Here is a 26,597-nt window from a genome sequence, read left to right on the forward strand (position 1 = left end):
ATGCCACACTTTGTTATAGATTGTTCTAGTGATATTTTAAAACTGCAAAGTCCAACAGAGGTTTTAGAGTCAATACATACTGTAGCAGTAGCTTCTAATTTGTTTGATGAAGCAGATATAAAAGTACGTTTAAATCCTTTTAAAAAACACTATTTGGTAGGGGGCAAGCACGAGCCTTTTATTCACGTTTTTGCTAATATTATGGAAGGCAGAACTAAAGAGCAAAAAGCAAACTTATCAAAAGAAATAACACGAAAATTATACCAATTATTCCCAGAAGTCCCTTTTATAGCTATTAATATTAGAGATTTTGAAAAGGAAACTTATTGTAATAAATCAATGATTTAAAATGAAAGACAAATTTTATACATACATACAAGAACTGCAAGATACTATTACCGCTAAGTTAGAGGCTGTAGATGGTGTTGCTAAATTTAAGGAAGACATTTGGAAACGCCCAGAAGGTGGAGGTGGTAGAACTAGAGTTATAGAAAATGGCGCTGTTTTTGAAAAAGGTGGTGTAAATATTTCTGGTGTACATGGTGAGTTGCCACAGAGTATGCAACAGTATTTTGGTGTTAAAGATGCTAATTTTTTTGCGTGTGGATTAAGCTTAGTATTGCATCCTAAAAACCCAATGGTACCTACTGTACATGCAAATTGGCGCTATTTTGAAATGTATGACAAAGAGGGTAACATTGTAGACCAGTGGTTTGGTGGTGGACAAGATTTAACGCCATATTATTTGTTTAATGAAGATGCTACTCATTTTCATAACGTATGTAAAACTGCTTGTGATAAACACAATCCAGAGTTTTACGCCAAGTACAAAGCTCGTTGTGATGAGTATTTTTGGAACGCTCATAGAGATGAAGCGCGTGGTATTGGAGGCTTATTTTTTGATTACTGTAAGGCAACAGACGCTATGTCTATGCAAGATTGGTACAATTATGTAACCGAGGTTGGTAACAGCTTTTTAACGTGTTATGTGCCCATTGTAGAAAAAAGAAAAGAATTGCCTTATACGAAAGAACAAAGAGATTGGCAGGAGATTAGACGTGGCCGTTATGTAGAATTTAATTTGGTGCACGATAAAGGAACGTTGTTTGGACTAAAAACTAACGGACGTATAGAGAGTATTTTAATGAGTTTGCCTCCGCACGTACAATGGGTTTATGATCATACCCCAGAGAAAGGTAGTGAAGAAGAAAAATTGCTTCAGGTTTTAAAAACACCTAAAGAGTGGGTTTAGAATAAGAATAACAAAGAAAAAGGTGTCTAATATAATTTTAGACACCTTTTTACATTTGGGGAACAATCAATCAAACTAATAAAAAACTATTTCATTGGTAAAACTACAGTGTCTACTACGTGTATAACACCGTTAGACTGGTTTACATCTGCAATTGTAACTGTAGAGACGTTACCAGCAACATCTTTTAACTGTACTTTTCCTTTAGTAACCATTGCAGTTAATTTTTCGCCAGCAACAGTTGTAAATTCTGCTTTTCCTTTACCCATTTTTATTGCTTTCATTATATCTGCAGCAGAATATTTACCTGCAACAACGTGGTAAGTAAGTACCTTTTGTAATGTAGTTTTGCTTTTTGGCATTAATAAAGTTTCTACAGTACCTTTTGGTAATTTATCAAAAGCCATATTTGTTGGAGCAAAAACAGTAAAAGGACCTTCTCCTTGTAACGTTTTTACTAAATCTGCAGCTTTAACGGCACCAACAAGGGTTGTGTGATCTTTAGAGTTTACGGCGTTAGATACAATATCTTTTGATGGGTACATTTCTGCGCCACCAACCATTTTTGTTTCAGCTTTCATCATTTTATCTTGTGCAAATGTGTTTGCTCCAATTAAAAGAACAATAGCTAGTGAAGTCGATTTTAATAATTTTGATAATTTCATTTTTGTGTGTTTTAATATGTGATTACGACCTTACCTACGGCAAAAACTAAAAGAGGGTTTTAAAAAAAAGTCAGTTTTTTTAGATTGATGCAAAAATTGTTCTGAGCAAACCATATAATTTGTTGTATAAATACTTTTAAAGCAAAAAAAACGCCCCCAAAGGAGCGTTTTAATAATTAAGAAAGAATGTATTTTATTTATTCTAATACTTCTTTTAAGTTATCACTAGACTTACGATCTATTAATTTATTGTATGGATCTATACCAGCTTTTTCAGGCTTTTTATCTGTTACAATTGTAAATGTATTGTCTCCTGGAGCTAACCATTTTAGTTCAAAATAATATGGATCTTTAATGGTTACGTTCTCATCATTTTTAACATCAGGTCCAAAAAGTCCAATATCAACTAAATTCATATTAGTATCTGTTTCTCTTTCTTTTCCTTTGTCATCGTAATAAATTTTAGAAGAATTTACAGTAAACGTGGTTTCCCATTTGCCGTTATCTAATTTTTTAGTTTTAGCTTCAGTAACTTTATTTTCGTACAAAACAATTTCTTTAAAACCGTCTGTAACCTTATACTTTAAAGAGTCTGGTGCAACTTTGTAAATAGCATCATATAAATTCTCTGATGTTGCATAAACACCTTTGTTAAAGTATTTATACTCGTTTAAAAATTGTTTTAAAGCGCTGTTAATTTTGTCTTCGCCAATAACATCTTGTAGCTCATACATTACCATAGAACCTTTACGGTACCAAATATGCTGACCAGTTTCTACATTTAGTAAAGAACGTTCTGGTTTAAAGCTAAACTGGCGAGCACTTAAGTAAGAGTCTAATGAATTTTTTAAGAACGATTTTATTCCGTTTTCTCCATATTCATTTTTCATTGTCATTAAAGACACGTACTCTGCAAGAGTTTCAGAAATAATATTAGATCCAGATGTTTTACTTGGTGTTACAATATGTCCCCACCACTGGTGTGCTACCTCATGAGATGTTACTCTAAATGCATAATTAAAATCTTCAGCTTTTGAAAAATCGGCCACAAAACCAAAATCTTCAGAATAAGGTATTGTTGTAGCAAAAGATTGAGCAAAAGTTGAGTAAGCAGGGAATTCTACTATTCTAATAATAGAATAAGGATACTCATAAAAGTTTTTAGAGTTATAATCTAAAGATACTTTTATACCGTTTATAAAATGCTCTAAGTTTCTTTTATGTTTAGGAGAATGATAAATTTCTATAGCTACCTTTTTACCACTTGGGGCTGTCCAACTATCCTCTTTAACATCATAAGCGGCAGAAGCAAAGTTGAAAAAGTAATCTGTTTTTTCTCCTAATTTATAGGTAAAATAACTTCTATTGTCTTTGTCCCACTTTTTAATAAGCTTACCAGGTGCAATTGCTGTTTGTCCTTTAGAGGTGCTTACTGTGGCTTCAAAATTCATATAGTTTGCATCTTCATTAAATAAGTTTTTACGCAATGCAACACTATCTGTTCTAGGAGACAATAGATAATCCATTTCCTCTAAATCGTACTTTTTACGAGTGCCATTGTCATTTAAGGCAATTTCATAATGAAAAGAAGGAAAAATATCATCTCTAAAAAATGTACCGTTATTTAATACATTTGTTTCTAATCCGTTGGCAAAACCTTTGGTAATTGCTCTGGTGTTTATAACTAAAGAAGCAGTATCTTTTGGTTGCAAAGGTTTTGGTAGTTTGTATATAAATAACCTGTAAATACTATCCTTTAAAAAGGGTTGTAGTTCTTTTCCGTTATAAACTACTTTAGTTATTTTAGTATCTGCAACACCAAATTTTACTTCCATTAAGAGTGTATCTATTGGAGTGTCAAAATTATTTACGGCAGTAAAATTACCTTCTGCATAAACGTCTCTTTCTTCTGGGTAAATATCTACTTTAGCCTTTAGGTCTACAATTTGTATGTGTGGTTTGTTAATGTATTTAGCATATTTTTTTTCTGCATCTGCCGCAATTTTATTGCTATAATCTGCACTTCCTATACTGTTAAGTACTTGTAAGTTGTAATAACTATAAGCGCCAACTGCTATAAATGCAATAGTAAAAACCAAAAATGCAGCCGTTGTTTTTCCTTTAAAACGACTAGCAGCTAAGCGTAACCTTTCTTTAAATGAAGAGTAAAACCCTCTGTTCCAAAAAACGTAACCAACTACAGCTAAAATACAGCTAAATAATATCCAGTATAAGTTTAACCAAAATCCGCCAATTAAATAATGGCCAAACCCATTTAAATCGCTTAAAAAACTACTAGGCACACCACCATATATAAATAATGGGTTGTTCACTTTAAAAACTAATGCAATTAGTATAGGTAAACCTAAAGAAATTACAATAACTAAAAAGTGCCCTAAAAATTTATTGTTTGCCAATATGTGAATAAAAAAGGCAAGTAATACCGTTGTTATGTAAGCCGGAAATATGTTTGCAAAATTAAATGTAAGATACATTCCTACTTCATAATTAAAATAGCCATTGTATGTTTGGTATAACATACCAACCAATATGGTAATTAATGTAAGTACTACAGAAACACCTATTAAAGCAATAATTTTAGAGATATAAAGTGTAGCGTTTGTTACCGGTAGGGCATCATAAAACTCAAATGTTTTATTGTTTCTTGTTCTATGCACGGCTTCACCAGCATAAATAACTAATATTATAATAGAAAAAACAAGTAATCCAGAGCTTAACTCTTTTACCATAAAGCGAGTTAATGGTAGAGATGGTGTGCCATATGTTTGTGTAGACTGTGTAGCTATAAATACAGAGAAAATAATACCAATTAGAATAAGAATTCTAAAAGCATTTTCTTTAACAATAGATAAAAATTCAATTTTACTTAAAGACCATAAGTTACCCCAATTGGCTTTTTTAGAAAACACTTGTTTTATATTGTCAATAGCTACAGAAGTTTGTGGTGCTATAGTATCTTCTTTTAGTTTTTTTGCCTTTTTAGGAATTAAAAAACTTGGATATGAAAATTTGAATAACGTAAAAACAAAAATCCCAATACTTACTGCAAACCACATAATACGGTTTAGTAAAAACTCACCATAAATAGGTAGGTATAACGTATTAACTTCGTTAATTGACCAATATTTTTTTATAAATCTATACGCTTGTGATCCAAACGGATCTAAATAAATACTTAGCCATTGGCTATCTAAATCTCCTAATAATGTGCCAGCCACATTGCTTAAAATAAAGATTAAAATTCCGCCTAGATATAAAATAGACATTCTTTTAAAAAACGTCATCAAACTAAAAAACAACGCGCCAATAAAAAGCGAATTAAGCGTTAGAAAAAATATAAATGGAAGTAAGTATGCTGTAAAGTCAAAGTCTGTATACGTACCATAATCTGGTCTGTTTAGCATTGCACCAATAGTAAAACCAATCATTGCACCAAGTATAGCGCCAATGTTCATAATAGTAACTATGGTAAAACTACCCCAAAAGCGGCCTAAAATGTAATTTTTCTCTGTTATAGGAAAAGAAAAATAAGTCTGTGCGGTTTTGTGCTCTTCGTCTCTGTACACTGGTACGCCCATAATTGCAGCATAAAAAAACAAACCAAGAATGCTTAAGCCACCTAAAACGCCAGCAATTGCATTAGGACTGTTAGTAAATTGAGCTGTTCCAGAATCCTCAAAAACGGAAATTAACAGCGGAATTATAAACATTAAAAAAATGTAAATGTATGTTACCGGTCTGCGTAGTCTGTATTTAAGTTCAAATAAAAATATCTCTTTCATAATTACACAGTTTGTTTAGCCTTTTGGTTAATACTGTAAAAATAAAAGTCTTCTAAAGTGTTACTTATAACCTCAAAACCTTCTCCAGGGTTATTGTCTGCATATACATTTATATTTAGGTTTCCACCACGTAAATAAGACGATAAAACAGTGTAGTTTTCTTCGTAAGTAGCAATTTCTTCTTTCTTAATACTTTTTCTAAATACCTTGCCATTTAAAGAGTTTGTAAGCTCCATAGGATGACCTTGTACTAGCACTTGCCCTTCATTAAAAACAGCCATATTTGTACAAAGATTAATAACATCATCTACAATATGTGTAGATAAAATAACAACAGCCTCTTCTCCTAACTCACTTAATAGGTTATGAAAACGGTTACGCTCTAGCGGATCTAAACCAGCAGTAGGCTCATCTACAATTATTAATTTTGGATTGCCAATAAGTGCTTGTGCAATACCAAATCGCTGACGCATACCACCAGAGTAATCTCCTAAATTTCTTTTCCTAAACTTGTATAGGTTTACTTTGTTTAGCAAGTCTGCTACATATGCTTTGCGTTCACCACTATTTTGTATTCCTTTTATTTTTGCAATATGATTTAGCATCATCTCAGCAGAAACTTTAGGGTATACACCAAAATCTTGGGGTAAATAACCTAAGACTTTACGTAATTCTTCAGGCTTGCTAAATACATCTGTACCGTTAAACTCTATACTGCCACTATCTGCTAATTGTAATGTAGCAATAGTACGCATTAAGCTAGATTTACCAGCGCCATTTGGACCTAAAAGACCAAACATACCTTTGCTAATTTCTAAATTTACATTGTTCAACGCTTTTGTTCCGTTAGGATACGTTTTGTTAAGGTCTTTAATAGATAGCATATGTATTTTTTTAATTTTTAGTGATGTTGTTAGGTTAGTAACCAGATTTGTTAAATTGTTACACTTTTGTGTAGTTATTTTAAGAAATCTCTTACTATTTTTTTATCTCCAGGTAATAGCTTTTTTAGATGCGTCTTTAAATTGATACACAATATGGGCTAGCCTTGCTTTAATTAACTGTTCTCTGCCGTATTTTGTTCTGGTGTATATTAAGGCAGAATTACCAACAAACTCTTTCCAATAAAAATGAAATCTTTTAGCTTCTGCTTTACGTTTACAAAAAATGGTAGGCACAACGTAATAGGTTCGTAAATTCCACTTTCTTTTTAACCAAGAACTACTGTCTATTAAGTATTTTGGATTTTCTACTGGAGCAATAATTTCTTCTAGTGCAGTAATAAATAAAGAGCTCTCATTAGTAGTTGCACCTGTTATGTAAAATGCAAAAACACCATTGCTATAGCGGTCGGTTTCTAGTTTTATGTTGTCTAATGGTGTTGTTATTTTATGTAATGCTGCTAAAGAGTGTAATACTGCTTGTGCTATTTTCTGTGTTTTACGCTCCATATTTCCAAACAAAAAGTAGAGCTTAATCGCTTTATATGCTTTAGGTACAAAACCTAAAAAAACAGCTCCAAAAAATAACGATATAAACTGCATTACGCCCTTGCTTAAGAGTATGCCAACATTTTTTAAAATAAACTCTGGTATTATAGCAAATGTGCCAATTAATACTTCTAAAACAAGATATTTAGTAGCGTTTACACTTTTTAATTTTTTCTGTTTTGTATAAGGTTCTTTATATGGGTATAAAATGTTTAACTCTCTAATAAAAACATCGCCTTTACCAATTGCTTTTTTCCATCTTTTAGTAATTAAATCTCTTTGAGTTGCAATAGCAAAAGTGTCCTTGTTTAATTGTTCTATGTCTATTTCTGATGAATACTGCAAAGGCAAGCCTAACCTGTCTAAGCCATTAACAATATAGGGCTCTCCTTTTAAGGAAACACCCATAAAAGCATTAAACCTACGGGTTAATTTTTCTAAATCTTTACCGCCTTCTGGATCTGTAGGATCTATGCAGGCTAAGTGCCAAATATTGCCTGTTTTATTTTTATTAGTAGCTTGGGTTCTAATGGCTCTGCCACGCATTTGGTTGGACGATACAAACGAGCCAACGTAAGAGGCCAATACCAATGTGTTAATTGCAGGAGCATCCCAACCCTCTCCAAGTAATGCTTTTGTGCCAATTAATATTTTTACGGTTCCGTTTTCAAAAAGAGCCGTAACTGCAGAAACTACAGTGTTTTTTCCTTTGGCAAAAGAAGTTATAGTAACAAAATCTTCATCAATTTCTAGGGGTTTAGTTGTAAATTCTGTTTGGTTTACTATTTTTTTTAGATTGATTACAGCACTTTTATGTAAAATTACAATAGAGCCAGTTAAAACACCTAGTTGTTCTTTGTGCTCACTTTTTATACGTAAGTATTGAAAAATAGAAACAACACCTAATTTATTTAATTCTTCAAGCTTAGTACTATTAAAAGAAAGAAACTCTTTTCGTATAAAATCTGTTAAAACAACAGCTCTTAAATTCTCTTTTAAACTGTTGCTTTCTTCAGTAATAATAGCATTTATACTTTTTAATTTACTGGGGCTGTTAGCTAATGTTCTGTATAAGTCTTCAACACCAACAAAATCTACCCGCTTTTTCTCAAAAACACCAATTTTTCGTAAATCTTTTTCAATGGTGTGTAGTTTTTCTTCAAAAGGTAAAAGTAATTCTCGTTCTACAACAAGTAGTTCTTGTAATAGTATTTGTAGCCAGTTATAGTTTAAGTTTGGAAACTCAATTTTATCATCCTTAAAACCTAAAATTGCTATTTTTTCTTTTGGGACAGTTATTTTTGCGGCATTTAAAAATATAATTATAGCGGAATAAAATAGTGGTTTACTGTAAATATTTTCAAGCTCTTCTTCTGTATTTTTGTAAAACGGATGTTCTTGTAAAATGTTGGTAAAAACAGTATCTTCTACAAGTGTATTTATAAAGTTTAAAATGTTTTCGCGGTAAGTAACAATGTGTTTTATTTGTTCTTTGTCTGGTTTAGAAAAATGTACATAATCTTGGTGCGGACATAAATCTCCGTTTTTAACTAAATCCGGAACCACAATTTCATCATCTATTGGTCCGCATAAATCAAAATACTTTTTTACCTCACTAGCTTCACTATCGTAAGGTGGCGTTGCGGTTAATGATATTACTGTAATATCTTCAGCCTTTTTAATTTCAAACAAGCATTTCCACCATTCATTTTTTAAGTGATGAGCCTCATCTAAAACAATGGTTTTAATGTTATTCTTCTTTATATAATTTATTAGAGTTTCAGGATTGTCTGCTTTTTTAAAATCTTTATGTAAAGCGTGCAAAGCCTGGTAGGTTGTAAAGGTAATTTGCTTTGGTTTTTTTATGTTTAAAGAGTAATTAGTATAATTAGTGTCTTCTAAAAAAAAGCTAAGCATCCTGTCTTTCCACTGATTTCTAATAGTTAAAGAAGGTGATAATACTAAAGTAGTTTGGTTTACCCGTTTTAACATTTCTAGCCCCAAAATAGTTTTTCCAGACCCAGGAGGAGCAACCACATGTAGGTGTTTGTCACTAATGTGCGTGTCAAAATTATCTAAGAATTTTTGTTGATAAGTACGCCAAGTAAATTTAAATTGTAAAATGTTGTTAATAGAACTCAATTGAAGGCTATGGTTTCTTGATTTTTGGTTGATATTAAGTAACTTTGACTCTACTAAAGTAAACAATAATTATGTATCCAATTATTAGAAACAGAAGATTACGTAGTAACAAGGCAATACGTTCTTTGGTTCGTGAAACCATTATATCTCCAGACGATTTTTTAGTGCCACTTTTTGTGGTAGAAGGTAAAGGTGTAAAAGACGAAATACCATCTATGCCAAATTATTTTAGGTATAGTTTAGATTTGTTAGAGAAAGAAGTTAAAGAGCTTTGGAAAATGGGCTTAAAGTCGGTTTTGCTTTTTGCAAAAGTTCCAGATAACTTAAAAGATAATAAAGGAACAGAGGCTTTAAATCCAGACGGATTAATGCAGCGTGCTGTAAAAACAGTAAAAAACGCATGTCCGGCTATGTTGGTAATGACAGATGTTGCTTTAGACCCTTACTCTTCTTATGGTCATGATGGTATTATAGAAGATGGTTTAGTTTTAAACGATGAATCTGTTGAGGTATTAACAGAAATGAGTGTATCGCATGCAGAAGCAGGCGCAGATTTTGTTGCGCCTAGTGATATGATGGATGGTCGTATTTTAAGCATACGTGAAGCTTTAGAGGATGACGGTTTCCATAACACAGGTATTATGAGTTATAGTGCTAAATATGCCTCTGCTTTTTACGGCCCTTTTAGAGATGCTTTAGATTCTGCTCCAGTAGACGTAAAAGACATACCTAAGGATAAAAAAACATACCAGATGGATTATGCCAACCGTTTTGAAGCAATTAGAGAAACGGAAATGGATATAGATGAAGGTGCAGATATTGTAATGGTAAAACCAGGACTTTGTTACCTAGATATTGTACGCGAAATTAAAAACGAAGTAGATGTGCCAGTGGCAGTTTACCAAGTTAGTGGTGAGTATGCAATGGTAAAAGCAGCAGCAGAAAAAGGATGGTTAGACCATGATGCAGTAGTTATAGAGCAACTTACTGCAATAAAAAGAGCAGGTGCAAATATTATTGCCAGTTACTTTGCTAAAGATGCAATTCGTATTTTAGGATAAAATTACACCCTTTATGAAAAAACAACAGCAGACTAAAATAGTGTTAACAATACTACTTTTTAGTGTGCTGTTTTCATTTGCACAAGAGTTACCTAAAGTTAGTATAACTAAGGTGGGTTTAGATTCGGTTTTAGTTTATAAAAAGGTCGACTCTATTATGAAACTAGGAATTAAGAATACCGCCTTTCCTGGAGCACAACTTTTAGTAGCAAAAGATTCTAAAATTATTTTTCATAAAGCATATGGTTACCATACGTATGATAGTTTGCAAAAAGTGCAGCTAACAGATATTTATGATGTTGCTTCGGTAACTAAAATTACAGCTGCTTTGCCAGCTTTAATGAAGCTGTATGATGAGGGTAAGATAGATTTAGATGTGCCCTTTAGTACTTATTGGAAGCCTTGGAGGCATAAAGCAAATAAAAAACATATTACTTTAAGAGAAATACTAGCGCACCAAGCAGGTTTAGATCCCTATATTGTTTTTTTAAATGATGTTTTAAAGAAAAACGGGAAGCTAAAACATAGGTTTGTTAAAAATAAACCAAGCAAAAAATTCTCTAGAGAAGCATACAACGGTTTGTACGTAAAAGATAGATTTAAGTACAAAATGTACCGTAAAATAAACAGGTCTAAAGTATCAAAAGAAAAAAAGTACAAGTATTCTGGACTTACTTTTCTGCTGTATCCAGAATTGGTAAAACAAATAACTGGTGTAGATTATAACACATATTTACAGCAAAATTTTTATACACCCTTAGGGCTAAATACAATGGGTTTTCTGCCTAAAAACAAGAAGTATACTAATGCAATTGTACCTACAGAAATAGATACAGTTTTTAGAAAAGAACTTACTCGTAATTTTGTTCATGATGAAAATGCAGCGCTTTTAGGCGGTATATCTGGTAATGCAGGTTTGTTTGCTTCTGCAACAGATTTGGCTAAAATTATGCAGATGTATTTGAATTACGGAGTGTATAATGGCAAGCGCTATTTTTCTAATGCTACAGTTAAAGAATTTACACGCGTACAGTATCCAGAAAATAATAATAAAAGAGGTTTAGGTTTTGATAAGCCTACATTGGGCAATGATACATTGCCGTTGGCAAAAGCATATCCGGCACCAGAGGTTAGTAAAGAGAGTTTTGGACACGCAGGTTTTACAGGAACATTTGTTTGGGTAGATCCTAAAAATAATATGGTTTTTATTTTCTTGTCAAACAGAGTGTACCCAACCAGAACCAACAGAAACTTATATACACTAAATATTAGACCAGCACTACAGCAGGTTTTTTATACTTCAAAAAAAGGGACAAATTAGTCTGTTTTAACTTTAAAAAATACTTGCGTTTACAACGAATAAAGGTTCAAGTCTACCAGAAATACATACACACTGTAGTATTCTACAAATATTATATAGTTTAGTTTTATAAATAACCTATTAACCAAACTATATATGATACAGTTTTTAAGAAACATTCTAGGACTTGGCCCTGCAGAACCAACAAAATTGCGTAAAAAGCCAGAAGAACCAGTAGTTAAATCTGTAGTGAAGGAGATGGCTAATGATGAGTTGAAAGTGGATTACACTATGGTTTATCCGTATTTGGTTTCTCAAAAAACACAAGAGCTAGATTTGGTAGACGAATTAGTCTCAGTTTTTCATAAAACAGAAGATATTTATGCTCCTATTGTACAAGCTTTTGTAATAATTGATAAAAATAAAGAGGGCGCAAACGGAGAAATAGATATTTTTCATTTAAAAACAAGTGATAAAACTGAAGAAGATTACGAAATGTTTGATAAGCATAGTCTAATCAATTTAGATAATTTAGAATTACCTTTTGTGTTTTGGGATTTCTCTGATGAAAAAATAGAGTATGATATTTTATCAGTTAAAATAGCTGCACTTGCTAGTGAAAAAATATTAAGTAAAAAACACATGTTAGAGGCACATAAAATGCTAAATTCTAATGAGCTATTGGTTTCAATACCAAGAAAAGGGCTCATTTTTGTGTGCTCTAATTTACTAGATAAAGAGCATATTACACATTTTATGAATTTACATGCATACGCTATCTTATCTGATAAACAGGGCTTTGAAGTATTGTGTGAAGATCTTTTTGTGGTTGAAGAAGGAGAGGTAATCAATGTTATGGGCATTACTCAATTATCTGATGTTCTTAGAGAAGGGAACTCTTAATAATCCCGTTAAACAGGGTATAATTGTATAAACTATTCTTTTAATTTTGCACTTTACTGCATCAACCTTAAAAATTATCTATGAAAAAAATACTACTACTATTAATTGTGATACTGTTTAATAGTTGTTTTGGTGGAGATAAAACAGATGAAGAACTATTGGCTATAGACAAAGAAACGCTAGTTGAAAGTATAGATTCTGATAAAGTCTTGACTTATAAATTTGCTAAAATTTTAATTAGGGCTTCAGCAGGAGAAAGTGATATTAGTCCTGAGTACGCCGAATTTAAGTCAGATTTAGATAGAATTTTTGATAAGGTTTCTAAGTATGACGCTAAAGATTCAGAAAGCTTAACTGTTTTAGATTATATATCTATTTACAGAGATTATAAAAAGATGGAGAAATTTATAATGGAGACTGATGAAGATGAGTTTCCTACTTTGTTAGAGGTTTTTGCTAGGGCAAATGCGAAGCAAGGAACATCTAATCAAGAGTTTTTACAAGGAGAGGATAAAGATTATGTACAAAATATAGAGCACTCAGTTTTAAGTGCAATTGTAGTTTTAAGTAGAGATATAGGTAAAGAGGTGTCTTTATATGAGTGCTCTAAAACTAAGCCAGAACTACTGCCAGATTCAGAAATAAAAGCACTTTTGCAATACTATAGAGGTTTTTTGTTTTTTGAGAAAAAACTGTATTATTTATCTGAAGATGAAATATCTAGAAACATAGATTGGTTAAATGCTAACCCAGATATAGACTTACCATACACAAGAGCAATGTTTGAGTGGGGAAACTTAAATAATGAGCAAACTCATATTGGTTTTCATTCGTTAAATCATTTGTTTAGGGGTTTTGATAGGTTAATGATGGACCGTGATATTGATGAGGAACGTGCACTAGAAGATTTTGAAATGTTTTTAGAAGATTCTAAAAAAATAGGATTAGATAATGAAATTATTTGGTCTATTGAATCTTATTTATATCTAAAAAAAGAGAAAAATGATAAGGCAATTGCTGCATTAAAAAAATTAAAAGGAAGTGACTTGCTTTCTTCTGACGAAAAAGCAAGATTGGGAGAGTCTATAGAATACGTAGCAAATAGAGAGCCTGGAAAAGTTTTAAACGGATTCTATGATAAATATTTTTTAAGTAAAATAGCAACTAAGTATATGTTCTCTTTACTGGCTAAGGTAGATTGGCAAAAAATAATGGAGGAGCAAAACGTACCATATACTAAGGAAATGTTTGCTACCGTAGATAATTTTAAAAGCTTTATAGAAAACTACAATAAATATACTAGCTCAGAAAACTTAGAAAAAGCAGGAGATGAACTAATGAAACAAGGAGAAGGACTTTGGAGTAAAACCAAAGGTTTGTTAGATTAGAATTACTTAAAACCTGTTTTGTAAATGTCCAAATTGACTTAAAAAGTTTAATTTGGACATTTGTCATTTCATGAAAGTATCAATATATCGCATAATTTACTAATTTTTTAATTGTTAAAATTTTTACATTCGTTGTTGACTAATAATTGAAGTTATTGGTGTTTAAAATATTGAAACAATGAAATTTACATTTATAAAGTACATTGCTTTAACTGCATTTTTGTTTACTTTTTACAAAGCATTTTTACCAGCATCATCAACTTCAACTACTTTTAACACTAAAAATACAACACACACTACAGAGTCTAATACTATAGATTTTGACCCCAATTTTCATATTTATTTATGTTTTGGACAGTCTAATATGGAAGGCTCTGCAACAATAGAAGAAGAGGATTTAAAAGAGGCCAGCCGTTTTAAAGTATTACAGTCTTTAGATTGTGATAATCTTAAAAGAAAAAAAGGGGAATGGTATACGGCTGTACCTCCTTTAACCCAATGCTACACAGGTTTGTCTCCTGCAGATTATTTTGGTAAAACAATGATTAAAAATTTACCAGACAGTATCTCTGTAGGTTTGGTTAGTGTTGCTATTGGTGGTTGTGATATTAGATTATTTGATAAAGATATGTATACCAATTTTGATGATACTTACAAAGAAGATTGGTTTACAGATAAAGTAAAAGCATATGGTAGTAACCCCTATAAACACTTAATAAAACTTGCCAAAGAAGCTCAAAAAAAAGGTGTAATAAAAGGTATTCTCTTACACCAAGGAGAAAGTAATACAGGTGATAAACAGTGGCCGTCTTACGTAGCAACCATCTACAACAATATGTTAGCAGACCTTAATTTAGATGTTACTAAAGTTCCTTTGCTTGCTGGTGAAATGGTACATGAAGAGCAAGGTGGTAAGTGTGCAAGTATGAACCCTATAGTAAATACTTTGCCACAAACAATACCAACATCTTACGTAATATCTTCTAAAGGGTGTGAGGTTCGTAAAGATAGTGTGCATTTTAATTCTAATGGAGTTAGAGAGCTAGGAAAACGATATGCGTTAAAAATGTTATCTTTAAAACGATAGTAATTCTATTAAAGAAGTAAGTTTGTTCTTGTATTTAATTTTAAATGTTTAAGCTAAAAAATAATTAGCATACATTTGAGTTTTTAGATTAAGAGATAAACAATTGGCTTCAGATATTCAAAAACACGGATTTAAGGAGGGTTTGCCGCACGAGTTTGAGTTGGTAAACCTAGCAGACTTGTATAATAATTTTTTTGATGAATTAATAGTGCCTCATAGGGCAGATTTTTATCAAATTATATGGTTTAAAAAGGGCAGTCCGCGTCATATGGTAGATTTTAATCCTATAGACATTAAGCCAAACTCTATCTTATTTGTAGATAAAAACAGTGTACAGTGTTTTGATGAGGATGTGGCGGTAGAGGGTGTAGTTTTACTGTTTACAGATAATTTTTTTTGTAAGACAGATGAGGACACTAAGTTTTTACGAAGTAATATGCTTTTTAACGACCTGTATTCTATCTCTACCATACAGGTTAATAAACTAACACCTATTTACACTGGTCTTTTTCAGTTTATTGAAGAAGAACTACAGACGGCTATAGATAATTACCAGTCTGATATACTTAGAAATTACCTTCAAAATATTTTACTTTTATCAGAAAGAGAAAGGCAAAATCAGCATAGTAAAAAAATAAATAAAGGTCCAGATATAGATTGTGTAATTAAGTTTAGAGACTTGTTAGATAAAAATTTTATCAATCAAAAATCTGTAAGTAAATATGCCGACCAATTAAACGTAACTCAAAAACGTTTAAATGCAGCTACTTTAAAAGTTATGGATATTACACCAAAGCAAATGATAGACGCTAGAGTAATATTAGAAGCTAAACGACTATTAGTACATACAGAAGATAGTGTAAAAGAAATAGGTTACGGAATTGGTTTTGAGGAGCCTACAAATTTTGTAAAATATTTTAAAAAGCATCAAGGCTTTACGCCAACCGAATTTAGAAAAAAAATACTACTGGCGTAAAATTACCATTTTTAGCCGTATTTGTATCATAATACATAACTCCTGATAGCGCAAATTTGCTTCATAATTTAACCCCAATAAATGAAACAAATTAGTAAAAATGAAATTGTTAATTGATGTATTAGGTTGGTCAGGTTCTGGCTTTTTAATCCTTGCTTACGGGATTACACTTATAGAAAATAATAAGTACGTTAACTATGCTAAGTACTTAAATCTTTTTGGAGCACTATTAATAGCCATAAACTGTTATTATTATAATGCCATACCATCATTTGTTTCTAATTTAATTTGGTGTGTAATGGCTTCATTAACCATATACAAAACTAAAAAAAGAGAACGCTATTTTGTTAAGCCAAAACTAAAAGTATAATCACTTTTTAATATAGGACAAAAATTACCATCTTTTGGATTTTTTGTATCACTTTAAAGCAATTTACTGGTTGCATCTTTGCATAAAAAATTAATTAATTATGAAAAAATCAATTTTATATGCAACTGTAGCTCTTGGGCTTACAGCAATATCTTGTAATGGTCAAGATGACGATGCAACAAAACAAATCTCTAACAAAGATAAAGTAGTTGCTCTGCTAAAATCTATAGAAACAGGAGATCAAAAACCGGCAACTTACATTAATCCCAGTAATTATAAACAACATAATTTAGATGTTGCAGATGGGTTAAATGGCTTTGTAGAAACCTTAAAGGCGTTACCTGCTAATTCTGCAAAAGTAAATACTGTGCGTGCTTTTGAAGATGGAAATTTTGTTTTTACGCACACAGATTATAATTTTTTTGGCCCTAAAATTGGGTTTGATATTTTTAGATTTGAAGACGGATTAATAGTTGAGCATTGGGATAATTTGCAAGTAACGGCAGCGCAACCAAACCCTAGTGGACGTACAATGATAGATGGTGCCACTGAAATTAAGGATTTAGATAAAACGGAAGAAAATAAGGAGCTTGTTGCTAAATTTGTTACAGATATACTTGTTAATGGAGATATGAGCAAATTAGCTCAGTATTTTGATGGTGACAATTATATACAGCATAACCCTAACATTGGAGATAAGTTATCTGGATTAGGTGCGGCTCTAGAGTCTATGGCCCAACAAGGTATTTTTATGAAGTATAGTAAAATACATATGGTTTTAGGGCAAGGTAATTTTGTGCTTACTGTGAGTGAAGGTAATTTAGGAGAAGAACATAATGCTTTTTATGATCTATTTAGAATTGAAGAAGGAAAAATAGCAGAACACTGGGATGTTATTCAGAATATACCTGCTAAAGCAGATTGGAAAAATGAAAATGGGAAATTTTAATTACCTATCTAAATAAATAAAAAAAAAGGCTGCCATTTGGTAGCCTTTTTTTATCTATTTAATCTTCAAAAATAAACTCACCCTTAGTCTCTGCAGCGTGTAAGCCCCATTCTACTATTAAGTTCAAAATAGGCGTAAGGGTTTGTCCAAATTCGGTAAGTCTGTATTCCACTTTTAAAGGAGGCTTTTTAGTAAAAACCTTTCTGCTTACAATACCATCAGCTTCTAGCTGCTTTAGTTGTAAGCTTAGTGTACGTTCTGTAATACCAGGAATTTCTTTACGTAATTCGTTATACCGTTTTTTATCTCCAATTAAATGTGTAAGTATAACGCTTTTCCATTTTCCGCCAATAAGTTCCATTGCAGCACTCGTAGGGCAAAAAGATATTTTATCGTTAATCTTAATCTTAGGTTTCTTTTTAAACAGTTCTTTTCTGTCCATTTTTAAAAATTTATTAAAGTGTAAAATTAAAGAGCTTTAGTTTAGTATGCAACTATATTTTTTATAGTAAATATTTTTTGTTATATTTAATTGATTATCAAATATTTGGCATTTTGTTTTTATACTATACTTCTTGACCGTTATTGTGCAGTTGTTATACTATACATACTTTTGTCACTATACAAATGATAGTATTGTAAATCAATAACATAAAAAGTTATATTATGAAAAGCACTATAGTAAAATTTACGGCAAAACCAGAACATAGAGATTCATTTGCTAAAACATTAAAGGAAGCGCAAGAGGCTACAAAAAAAGAAACTGGTAACATTGAGATAAGAGTCTATGTTTCTAAAGATGATGAAAACATTTTCTTTGTTTATGAACGATGGGCAGATAAAGCTGCAATTACATCTCACGACAATGAGCCACACACCAAAAAACTTATGGAGGTAGGTAATACTGCCTTAAAGACTGAACCTGATTTTTATTTCCTAGGTGATACACATCCATTGCCAGACCACTCAAAATCTGCAAACCCAGAAGATGATGTGTTTATAATCTTCTTCATTTTCAAATTAAAAACAGCATTTAGAAGTCAACTTTTAAATCAGTTTGAAGACCACATTACACATACCAGAAAAGAGGAAAAAGGAAACATTCTTTTTGACTTATACACAGTAGATGATCAAGAAGACACGTTGGCTGTTTATGAGCATTGGAGAAAAGAATCTGATGTTTGGGACATTCACTTTAATCAACCATATGCAGTTAAAACAGGTAAACTTATGGAAGAAGCTGTTGTTGGTGACTTAAAGCAGTATATGAATTTTGTGAAAGAAATTTAAGAGAAATTAATAATCAACTAAGAAGCACTATTATGAAAAAAATAATTCTATTATTTTCCCTAGCTTTTATAGCAAGTTGCGGAAATCAGACAAAAAAAGAAGTAGTTTCAACTTCTGAACATGGACACTCTCACGATAAAGATGGCAATCATTTAGCCCCACATACAGAAAACACCATTCACCAATACGCGCCAACTGTTGCCTTATTAAATAGTATTTACGAAGGCGATATAACTCCACAACAAATGGTGCAGCAAGGTACTATTGGTATTGGAACAGTAAATCATTTGGCAGGCGAATTGGTTGCTGTAGATGGTGTTGTTTACACTATTGATGCCGAAGGCGGAATAGCTGAAGCTCCAAATGACTTAGAATCTCCAAATATGACAATGATAAATTTTCAGCCGAAAAAAACAGTTATCGTTGAAAATATTACGTCTTATGAAGATTTAACTAAAGAACTTCAAAAATATTCAACTTCTAAAAATAGCTTTTATGCTTACCGTATTAAAGGAGAATTTAAGTATTTAAAAATGGCATCTGCTCATAAAGTAGAAAACGAAGATGTGTCATTATTTGAATATTTAGACACTCGTGTAATGTACACAAGAGAAAATATAAAAGGGACTTTAGTTGGTTTGTTTACACCAGATTATCTAGGAAATATAGTAATACCGGGAATGCATTTTCACTTTTTATCAGAAGATATAACGCTTGGCGGACATTTAGAAGATATTAAGTTTGATAAGCTAGAAGTTGAAATTCAGGAAGTAAACCAAGTAAATCTTCAGCTTCCGGAAACCGAAAAATTTAGAAATAAAGACTTAAAGCAAGGTGCAGCACCAAAAGCTACAGCTAAACAAAACGGAAAATAAACAAATTAAAAAAATATATAAAAATGAAAGCAGTATTATTAAAACAAGCAGGCGGACCAGAGAATCTTTATGTAGATAATATTGATAAGCCAAGTATAAAAGAAAACGAAGTATTGGTTGCCGTAAAAGCAATTTCGTTAAATCCGGCAGATGTTAAACCAAAATACAACGATGAAATGTTGGGTATGATGTATGGTGAAGAGCGACCAATAATTTTAGGTTGGGACATTGCTGGTACAGTTACAGAAGTTGGTACGGCAGTTACCAATTTTAAGGTAGGAGATAATGTCTTTGGTATGGTCAATTTTCCTGGTGTTGGTAATGCATATGCAGAATTTGTTGCAGCTCCAGAAACACATTTGGCTGTAATGCCTAGCAATGTCTCTTTTACAGAGGCTGCTGCAACAACGCTAGCAGCATTAACCGCATTACAAATTTTATCAGGAAAAATAAATAAAGGAAATAAAGTGTTAATTCAAGCTGGTTCTGGTGGTGTTGGTCATTTTGCTATTCAAATTGCAAAAGCTATGGGAGCATATGTAATTACAACTGCTTCAGCAAAAAACAAAGATTTTGTTATGTCTATAGGTGCAGATGAGGCTATTGATTATCATACTCAAAATTTTGAAGATATTTTAACTGATTTAGATTTTGTGTTAGACACGCAAGGCGGAAAAGTTTTAGAAAATTCAGTTGATGTTTTAAGAAAAGGAGGAACAGTTATTACTACTGTAGCTCCAGATTTATCAGATAAAAAGAAAGCTTTAGCTGAAAAAGAAAATAAAACGGTTTCTAATATTCTAGTGCATTCTAGTGACCAAGATATGAATACATTAAAAGGGATGCTTGAAAACAGAGAAATAAAACCTCATATATATAAAACATTTCCTTTTGAAAAGATGGCAGATGCACATACCGAAGTAGAAAAAGGAAGAACCGTGGGAAAAGTAGTTGTAACCCTATAAAACTAATTTTATGAAAAATTCACTCCAGTTTATATTAATTCTTTTTGTGGTCATTCTTTCTGGATTCAAAGACGGAACGACCTCAAAAGTAACGAGCCTTACTTCTGCAAATGAAGCTGCAGATGTTGTTACAAGCGATTTTTCAGTAGCGGTAAAATGGGAGCTAGACGGTTTTAAAATGCCAGAATCCGTATATGCATCGCCAAATCATAAGTGGTTGTATGTCTCCAACACTAATGGTGCAGAACCTGGTTTTATAAGTCGTGTTTCTAAAGACGGAGTAATTGATAACTTAAATTGGGTTACAGGGTTGACAGCTCCTACAGGCTCTGATATTTACAAGAACACGTTATACGTTGCCGATCAAAAGCAGGTACATCTTATAAATCTGGATAACGGAAACATCACAAAGAGTTATACCGCAAATGAAGCTGGTTCTTTAAACGATTTGACAATTAATCAGAAAACCGGACAAGTATTTATTTCTGATGTACCCGGTGGTAAAATTTATACTATTGAAAATGATAAGTTGGTAGTATGGTTACAGTCTGATAAAATTCCGTTTCCAAATGGTGTTCTAGTGGAGGGTAACACCTTGGTTGTGGCTAATTACGGGCTTAAAAATGGCGAAGGTTTATTAAGAAAAGAATGGAAGCCTAAAGACTTTGGGGCATTGTACAATATCGACATTACTTCTAAAAAGGTAGAACTAATTACTTCTTCCGATAAAAAAGGGGTATTTGATGGTGTTACTTCTATAAATGGAACGTTACTGGCAAGTAGTAATCCAACCGGACAATTATTCACCTTTACCGATTCCGAAAGCTATTTAATAGATACCTCTATTAAGGGTTTAGCAGATATAAACTCTGACGGTACAACTATATATGCGCCCTATTTTTATGATAACAAGCTGGTAGCTTTTACACCTGTTCCGTGGGATAGAATTACCACAAAGGAAGAGTATATATTAAAAGGCGCAGACAACTACTATGGTGATGCAGGAGGCGAATCTATTGCTACAAGTGATGGGATTATTATGGGGAATTTTGGTGGACAAGAGCTATCTGGAACTTGGGACTGGCAAGGTGAATATTTTTGCAGAACAAGTACCCTAGGAACAATGGATTTAGGCTCTGATTGTATTCAAATTGATGTTACCCCTACTAAAATGCGTTTAATTTTAAATAAAGGAACAGGAATGTCTGTGGTTTATGATAAGAAGAAAGACCCACAAATCACCATTTTATCATCCTTTAAGATTAAACCTGAGAAAATAGATTTCTTCAAAAAGAAAATGCTTGCAAATCAAGACGTGGTCAGAAAGGAGAAAGGAACGTTAGAAATGAAATTATATCAAGACCAGAATACCCCGGGCAATTTTATAGTATTTGGTATAAAAGAGAGTAAAAAAACATTGCAATCACATACCAAAGCTGTTGACAAAAGAGGCATAGCAGACCAAGTGGAATCTGCTTTGGTAGAAGCTCCTAAAACATTGTTTTTAACTAATAAAAAACCGTTGCCGACTTATAATTTTAGTAAAACTGATGTAAATAATAATGAAGTTATACTGTTTTCCATTTTCAATGTAAAAGAAGAGTATAAGGAAGAATTTATAGCACAATTAACCAAGCATACAGAGTTAACTAGAGCAGAAGAAGGCAATATTAGATTTGATTTTTATAGTACAAAGGATAATGAATTTGTGCTTCAAGAACATTGGAAAAACAAAGAAGCCGGTGCGTTTCACAGAAAACAAGAATACGCACAAGAAACCAATAGCATAATGAAAAAGGCTGTTATTGATGGTACGCAGCAAGTCTTTTTTGTAAATGAGATTGAGAACTAGAATTAAAAAATAGCATTAAAAATTTAAAACACGATATATGAAAACACAAGAAGAATTACCAAATTACACAAAGCATATTTTTGTTGCAGGAAATTGGAAAGACGGAAGTGGACCCGCTATAAAAAATATAAACCCTTGGAATCAAGAAGAAATTTTTACATTACCAAGTGCAACTACAGATGATGTTAATGAAGCTTTTGAGCAAGCAGCAATCGCCCAAAAAAAATGGGCTGCCGTATTGCCACCTGAAAAAAGTAGAATGATGCAAAAACTTGCCGAAGTGGTGAGAAACCGAAAAAAAGAATTTGCAGAATGGGCAAGAAAAGAGGTAGGTGCAACACTTGCCAAAGGTTATTTTGAAGCAGAGCTAGTGGCAAGTGTTTTTGAAAGTACAGTACATTTACCATTACTGGTAGAAGGCAAAATACTACCACGAGATATAGAAGGCAAAGAATCACTTGCAGTAAGACAACCATTGGGAGTGATAGGACTAATTTCACCTTGGAATTTTCCGGGACAGTTAACCGCCCGTACTTTGGGTCCTGCGTTAGCGGTTGGTAATGCAGTGGTTTTAAAACCCGCATCTACATCTATTGTAACAGGAGGTTTAATTTTTGCTTCCTTTCTTGAAGAAGCAGGTTTCCCCAAAGGTTTATTAAGTGTTTTACCAGGAGGAGGAAGCACAATTGGTACGGCAATTACCAAGCATCCTATTTCAAAGTTAATTTCGTTTACAGGGTCAACACCGGTAGGTAGAGAAGTAGGTAAAAATGCAATAGATGCTGATATAATTAAAAATGTTGAATTAGAATTAGGCGGTAATAGTCCGTTTGTAGTGCTTGAAGATGCAGATATAGACCAAGCTGTAGAAGCAGCTGCTTGGGGTAAATTTATGAACCAAGGTCAGATTTGTATGGCTATAAACAGAATTATTGTTGAAGATAAAGTCTATGATGAATTCACGGAAAAGTTTATAACTAAAGTGAAAGGCTTAAAACGTCTGGATATGAACGACCCGGATACTTTTATAGGTCCAATAATAGATCAAAATCAATTTGACACCGTAAAGGGCTTAATAGACGATGCAAAAGAGCAAGGTTACAAAATGGCATTAGGAGGTGAAGCTGAAGGATTGCATATGCCTCCACATATTTTTGTTGATGTAGATGAAAACTGCCCACTGTTTAAAAATGAAATCTTTGGACCTGCAGTTTCTATAGCAAGAGCAAAAGACACCGATGATGCTTTGCGCTTAGCAAATGCTACGGATTACGGCTTGTCCAGTTCTGTATTTACTCAAGACGAAGCAAAAGGTATGACCTTTGCCAAAGGAATTGAAGCTGGTATGACCCACATAAATGACCAGCCCGTTAATGATAGTGCCTATGCACCTTTTGGAGGAGTCAAAAACTCAGGTTTAGGAAGATTTAATGGGCAATGGGGTGTAAAATCATTTACGTCTGCACATTGGATTACCATTCAAAAAACACCAAGAAAATACCCTTTTAAGGCATCGGATTTTGAGTAATATTATTTAGTTTACTCATTAATTTCTGTATGTTAAGGTTAGCTTTTTTAGTTAATTTTAGCATACAGATTTTGTTTGTGGTAACTATCAATCCTAATAAAGCAAAGAGAAATCAGTGTGCAATTAACTTTTAATATCTTAGAACTGCTAACTTTTTGCTATTTTCGTACTTTAAATATATACTATGGGTTTATTATTATTTTACGCATTTATTTCAGTTTTCTTTTCTTTTTTATGCTCTATTCTTGAGGCTGTTTTGTTAAGTGTTACTACTACATTTATAAACGTTAAAAAGAAAGAAGGTAAAAGCTTTGCTACAGAATTAGAGGCATTAAAAAAAGATGTAGATAAGCCGTTAATTGCAATTTTAACACTAAACACTATTGCGCATACCGTTGGTGCAATTTTAGTAGGTGTACAGGCAAAAGTTGCTTATGCAGAAATGTATGGTAGTGCCACAACAAGTGTATTAGGAGTTACTTTTACAGAAGATTTAATGGTTGGTATTGTGTCTACTTTAATGACAGTTTTAATATTAGTAGCATCAGAAATTATACCTAAAACTATTGGTGCAACTTATTGGAAACAACTTGCAAATTTTACAACAAAGGCATTAAATATAATGGTCTTAATTTTAAAATATACAGGCTTACTTTGGTTGTTACAAGTGTTTACTAAACTGGTTGGTAGTAAAGAACACCACGGTAGTGTATTAAGTAGAGAGGACTTTACAACAATGGCAGATATTGCACATGAAGAGGGTGTTTTTCAGGAATCTGAATCTAAAATTATTCGTAATTTATTAGAGTTTGATGAAATTTTAGCCAAACACATCATGACGCCACGTACAGTTTTAAAATCTGCTGCAGAAACAGCAACAATAGGGGAGTTTTATAACGCTAACCCTAAAATGCGATTTTCTAGAATTCCAATATACAGTGGCTCCTTAGATAATATAACGGGTTTTGTACTAAAAGATAATATATTAGAAGAAGTTATTAATAAAAATGGGAGTTCTCCGTTATCCAGCATAAAAAGAGAAATTTTAGCAACAGAGCGTAATACTCCAATTCCGCAACTATTTGAAACTTTTATAAAGAAAAGAGAACATGTTGCTTTGGTTGTAGATGAGTATGGTTCTGTTAGTGGTTTGGTTACTATGGAAGATGTTATAGAAACCTTGCTAGGAATGGAGATTATGGATGAAAGTGACCATATAGCCGACCTACAATCTTTAGCCAGAAAAAACTGGGAAAATAGAGCTAAAAAAATGGGGTTAATTGTTGAAGAAGAAGGTAAAATTGATACTTCTGAAACAAAACCAGATGCTGCAGAAGATATAAAATGATAGAAGCAGCTTACATAAAGACTCCGTTAGGTATTGCTAAATTAGAAGGCGATGAAGACGGACTTTCTGTAATTTCTGTTTTAGATGATGGTGAAATAACGGAAGTAATTCCAGAAGTGCTTGAAGATGCAGTTTACCAACTACAAGAATATTTTAGAGGAGAACGTACAAAGTTTAGTTTAACTCTAAATCCAACAGGTACAGAGTTTCAAAAAAAGGTATGGGATGCACTATTACAAATACCATATGGTAAAACGTATTCTTATTTAGAATTATCTAAAGTTCTGGGAGATCCTAAAGCCATACGAGCTGTTGCGGCTGCAAATGGTAAAAATCCATTGTGGATTATGGTTCCCTGCCACAGAGTTATAGGTAGTGATGGCTCTTTAACTGGTTACGCAGGTGGCTTGCACCGTAAAAAGTGGTTGCTAGAACATGAGAGCCCAGTTACGCAAACATCTTTATTTTAAAAACATAAAAAAATCCGATTTAGTACTAAATCGGATTTTACTTTTTATTGAGGTGAAAATAGTTTAGTTTTTACACGTAATTTCACTAGATTTCATATCGTCAGCAATAGCGTCAGATTGTTTAATTGTATCTTTAAAAAGAACAAATTTATCTATAGCGTGCCCAGAAGACCTTGCAGATATTTCCATAGTATAAACCCCGGCTTTATCAAAAGTTACAAAAACAGGGTGACTATCGTTGTCTGATGTGCTTGCTTGCCATTTAAAATCTAAATCGTTACCACTTCTGTATATTTTAAACCAACCGTCTTTAGATGACCCGTTAGGATTTGGTGTTTTTCCTGTGTCTTTTGGGTATACTGTACTACCTTCTTTTTCTCCAAAAAAATCATCAGCATCTGCAAAACGCAACCATGAGTCGTTATGCTCAGATCCACTGTTTCCTTTTTTAACAGCAGACTTCCACATAAAGCGATAAGTTCCTGGGCTATTTATTTTAATGCTATACGTAGCTAAGCCTTCTCCCGGCTTATTTAAATATTGGGCTCCATCCCAAACCATATAGCCTTTTCCTGTAGCATTGTTGTCATCTTTTTTTAATTTCCATAAGTCATTAAAAACAGCATTTTCAAACTCAACGCTAACTAGCCCATCTTTTTCAACAAAGACAAAGTTTTCTACTTTATCACAGCTTGCAGTTTGTTCTTCAGATTTTTCAGGATCATCTACATTGTTGTCATTTTCACTGTCATCACTACTAGAGCAAGAAAATAAAGTAACGGCAATTAATGCTAATGGTAATAATTTTAATTTCATAGTATGTAAATTGTTTTTATAACAAACTGTATTTGTAAGATTTTATTGGTTGTATATGTTGTATTTC

Annotated in this window: 23 protein-coding genes; 17 read left to right on the top strand and 6 right to left on the bottom strand. The window is 32.6% G+C overall.

The features are described from left to right. Both ABJD66_RS03375 and hemF read left to right on the top strand, forming a co-directional pair. The gene (locus ABJD66_RS03375; protein ID WP_348128241.1) at positions 1–348 is read left to right on the top strand and encodes a 5-carboxymethyl-2-hydroxymuconate Delta-isomerase; all 348 of its coding nucleotides are present in this window, start codon (positions 1–3) and stop codon (positions 346–348) included. Between the two features lies 1 nt (position 349). Continuing rightward, positions 350–1,252 (top strand): oxygen-dependent coproporphyrinogen oxidase, encoded by a 903-nt coding sequence (hemF, locus tag ABJD66_RS03380; RefSeq protein ID WP_348128244.1) that lies wholly within the window; start codon positions 350–352, stop codon positions 1,250–1,252. 86 nt (positions 1,253–1,338) lie between these two features. Here the strand turns inward: hemF and ABJD66_RS03385 are convergent, their stop codons facing one another. The 4 genes from ABJD66_RS03385 to ABJD66_RS03400 all read right to left on the bottom strand — a co-directional run bounded on the left by ABJD66_RS03385 (position 1,339) and on the right by ABJD66_RS03400 (position 9,352). Further along, entirely contained in the window at positions 1,339–1,917 is a 579-nt protein-coding gene (locus ABJD66_RS03385) for a fasciclin domain-containing protein (RefSeq protein WP_348128247.1), read from the bottom strand. 197 nt (positions 1,918–2,114) lie between these two features. Next, positions 2,115–5,720, bottom strand: coding sequence for a M1 family aminopeptidase (locus tag ABJD66_RS03390; RefSeq protein ID WP_348128250.1), 3,606 nt, complete (start codon positions 5,718–5,720; stop codon positions 2,115–2,117). Positions 5,721–5,722: 2 nt separating this feature from the next. Continuing rightward, positions 5,723–6,604, bottom strand: a complete 882-nt coding sequence (locus tag ABJD66_RS03395) for an ABC transporter ATP-binding protein (RefSeq protein WP_100894188.1) — start codon at positions 6,602–6,604, stop codon at positions 5,723–5,725. A 102-nt stretch (positions 6,605–6,706) separates the two neighbouring features. Continuing rightward, positions 6,707–9,352 carry a DEAD/DEAH box helicase family protein gene (locus tag ABJD66_RS03400; RefSeq protein ID WP_348128254.1) on the bottom strand — a complete coding sequence of 882 codons (2,646 nt, stop codon included), beginning with the start codon at positions 9,350–9,352 and terminating at the stop codon, positions 6,707–6,709. Positions 9,353–9,423: 71 nt separating this feature from the next. Between ABJD66_RS03400 and hemB the strand changes: the two genes are divergently transcribed. From hemB to ABJD66_RS03440, 8 genes are all read left to right on the top strand, one after another. Continuing rightward, the gene (gene hemB / locus ABJD66_RS03405) at positions 9,424–10,413 is read left to right on the top strand and encodes a porphobilinogen synthase (protein ID WP_100894187.1); all 990 of its coding nucleotides are present in this window, start codon (positions 9,424–9,426) and stop codon (positions 10,411–10,413) included. A gap of 13 nt (positions 10,414–10,426) precedes the next feature. After that, positions 10,427–11,734, top strand: coding sequence for a serine hydrolase (locus ABJD66_RS03410; RefSeq protein WP_348128258.1), 1,308 nt, complete (start codon positions 10,427–10,429; stop codon positions 11,732–11,734). A 135-nt stretch (positions 11,735–11,869) separates the two neighbouring features. Beyond that, entirely contained in the window at positions 11,870–12,616 is a 747-nt protein-coding gene (locus ABJD66_RS03415; protein WP_348128261.1) for a hypothetical protein, read from the top strand. 80 nt (positions 12,617–12,696) lie between these two features. Next, entirely contained in the window at positions 12,697–14,004 is a 1,308-nt protein-coding gene (locus tag ABJD66_RS03420) for a short-chain dehydrogenase (protein WP_348128264.1), read from the top strand. A 178-nt stretch (positions 14,005–14,182) separates the two neighbouring features. Beyond that, positions 14,183–15,091, top strand: a complete 909-nt coding sequence (locus tag ABJD66_RS03425) for a sialate O-acetylesterase (protein ID WP_348128267.1) — start codon at positions 14,183–14,185, stop codon at positions 15,089–15,091. Between the two features lie 103 nt (positions 15,092–15,194). Then, the gene (locus tag ABJD66_RS03430; RefSeq protein WP_303540008.1) at positions 15,195–16,067 is read left to right on the top strand and encodes an AraC family transcriptional regulator; all 873 of its coding nucleotides are present in this window, start codon (positions 15,195–15,197) and stop codon (positions 16,065–16,067) included. A gap of 100 nt (positions 16,068–16,167) precedes the next feature. Continuing rightward, the gene (locus ABJD66_RS03435; RefSeq protein WP_100894181.1) at positions 16,168–16,437 is read left to right on the top strand and encodes a hypothetical protein; all 270 of its coding nucleotides are present in this window, start codon (positions 16,168–16,170) and stop codon (positions 16,435–16,437) included. 100 nt (positions 16,438–16,537) lie between these two features. Continuing rightward, complete coding sequence (locus tag ABJD66_RS03440) at positions 16,538–17,386, top strand: nuclear transport factor 2 family protein (RefSeq protein WP_100894180.1); 849 nt, start codon at positions 16,538–16,540, stop codon at positions 17,384–17,386. A gap of 58 nt (positions 17,387–17,444) precedes the next feature. Here the strand turns inward: ABJD66_RS03440 and ABJD66_RS03445 are convergent, their stop codons facing one another. Beyond that, positions 17,445–17,828 carry a helix-turn-helix domain-containing protein gene (locus ABJD66_RS03445; RefSeq protein ID WP_100894179.1) on the bottom strand — a complete coding sequence of 128 codons (384 nt, stop codon included), beginning with the start codon at positions 17,826–17,828 and terminating at the stop codon, positions 17,445–17,447. Positions 17,829–18,052: 224 nt separating this feature from the next. Between ABJD66_RS03445 and ABJD66_RS03450 the strand changes: the two genes are divergently transcribed. From ABJD66_RS03450 to ABJD66_RS03480, 7 genes are all read left to right on the top strand, one after another. After that, positions 18,053–18,676 carry an antibiotic biosynthesis monooxygenase gene (locus tag ABJD66_RS03450; protein WP_100894178.1) on the top strand — a complete coding sequence of 208 codons (624 nt, stop codon included), beginning with the start codon at positions 18,053–18,055 and terminating at the stop codon, positions 18,674–18,676. Between the two features lie 32 nt (positions 18,677–18,708). After that, positions 18,709–19,551, top strand: a complete 843-nt coding sequence (gene budA / locus ABJD66_RS03455; protein ID WP_303540016.1) for an acetolactate decarboxylase — start codon at positions 18,709–18,711, stop codon at positions 19,549–19,551. Between the two features lie 23 nt (positions 19,552–19,574). After that, a complete protein-coding gene (locus ABJD66_RS03460) occupies positions 19,575–20,516 on the top strand; it encodes an NADP-dependent oxidoreductase (RefSeq protein WP_348128276.1) in 942 nt (313 codons plus the stop codon). A gap of 10 nt (positions 20,517–20,526) precedes the next feature. Further along, positions 20,527–22,368: an antibiotic biosynthesis monooxygenase gene (locus tag ABJD66_RS03465; RefSeq protein ID WP_348128279.1), complete on the top strand. Its 1,842-nt coding sequence runs from the start codon at positions 20,527–20,529 to the stop codon at positions 22,366–22,368. 37 nt (positions 22,369–22,405) lie between these two features. Next, on the top strand, positions 22,406–23,896 hold the full coding sequence (locus ABJD66_RS03470; protein WP_348128282.1) for an aldehyde dehydrogenase family protein: 1,491 nt from the start codon (positions 22,406–22,408) through the stop codon (positions 23,894–23,896). A gap of 184 nt (positions 23,897–24,080) precedes the next feature. Beyond that, a complete protein-coding gene (locus ABJD66_RS03475; protein WP_100894173.1) occupies positions 24,081–25,244 on the top strand; it encodes a hemolysin family protein in 1,164 nt (387 codons plus the stop codon). Continuing rightward, a complete protein-coding gene (locus ABJD66_RS03480; protein ID WP_100896786.1) occupies positions 25,244–25,714 on the top strand; it encodes a methylated-DNA--[protein]-cysteine S-methyltransferase in 471 nt (156 codons plus the stop codon). Before ABJD66_RS03475 ends, ABJD66_RS03480 begins: the two co-directional genes overlap by 1 nt. Positions 25,715–25,777: 63 nt before the next feature. Here the strand turns inward: ABJD66_RS03480 and ABJD66_RS03485 are convergent, their stop codons facing one another. Next, positions 25,778–26,530, bottom strand: a complete 753-nt coding sequence (locus ABJD66_RS03485) for a hypothetical protein (RefSeq protein WP_348128285.1) — start codon at positions 26,528–26,530, stop codon at positions 25,778–25,780. Positions 26,531–26,597 lie beyond the last annotated feature (67 nt).

Source organism: Cellulophaga sp., assembly GCF_039943695.1.
Classification (GTDB): domain Bacteria; phylum Bacteroidota; class Bacteroidia; order Flavobacteriales; family Flavobacteriaceae; genus Cellulophaga.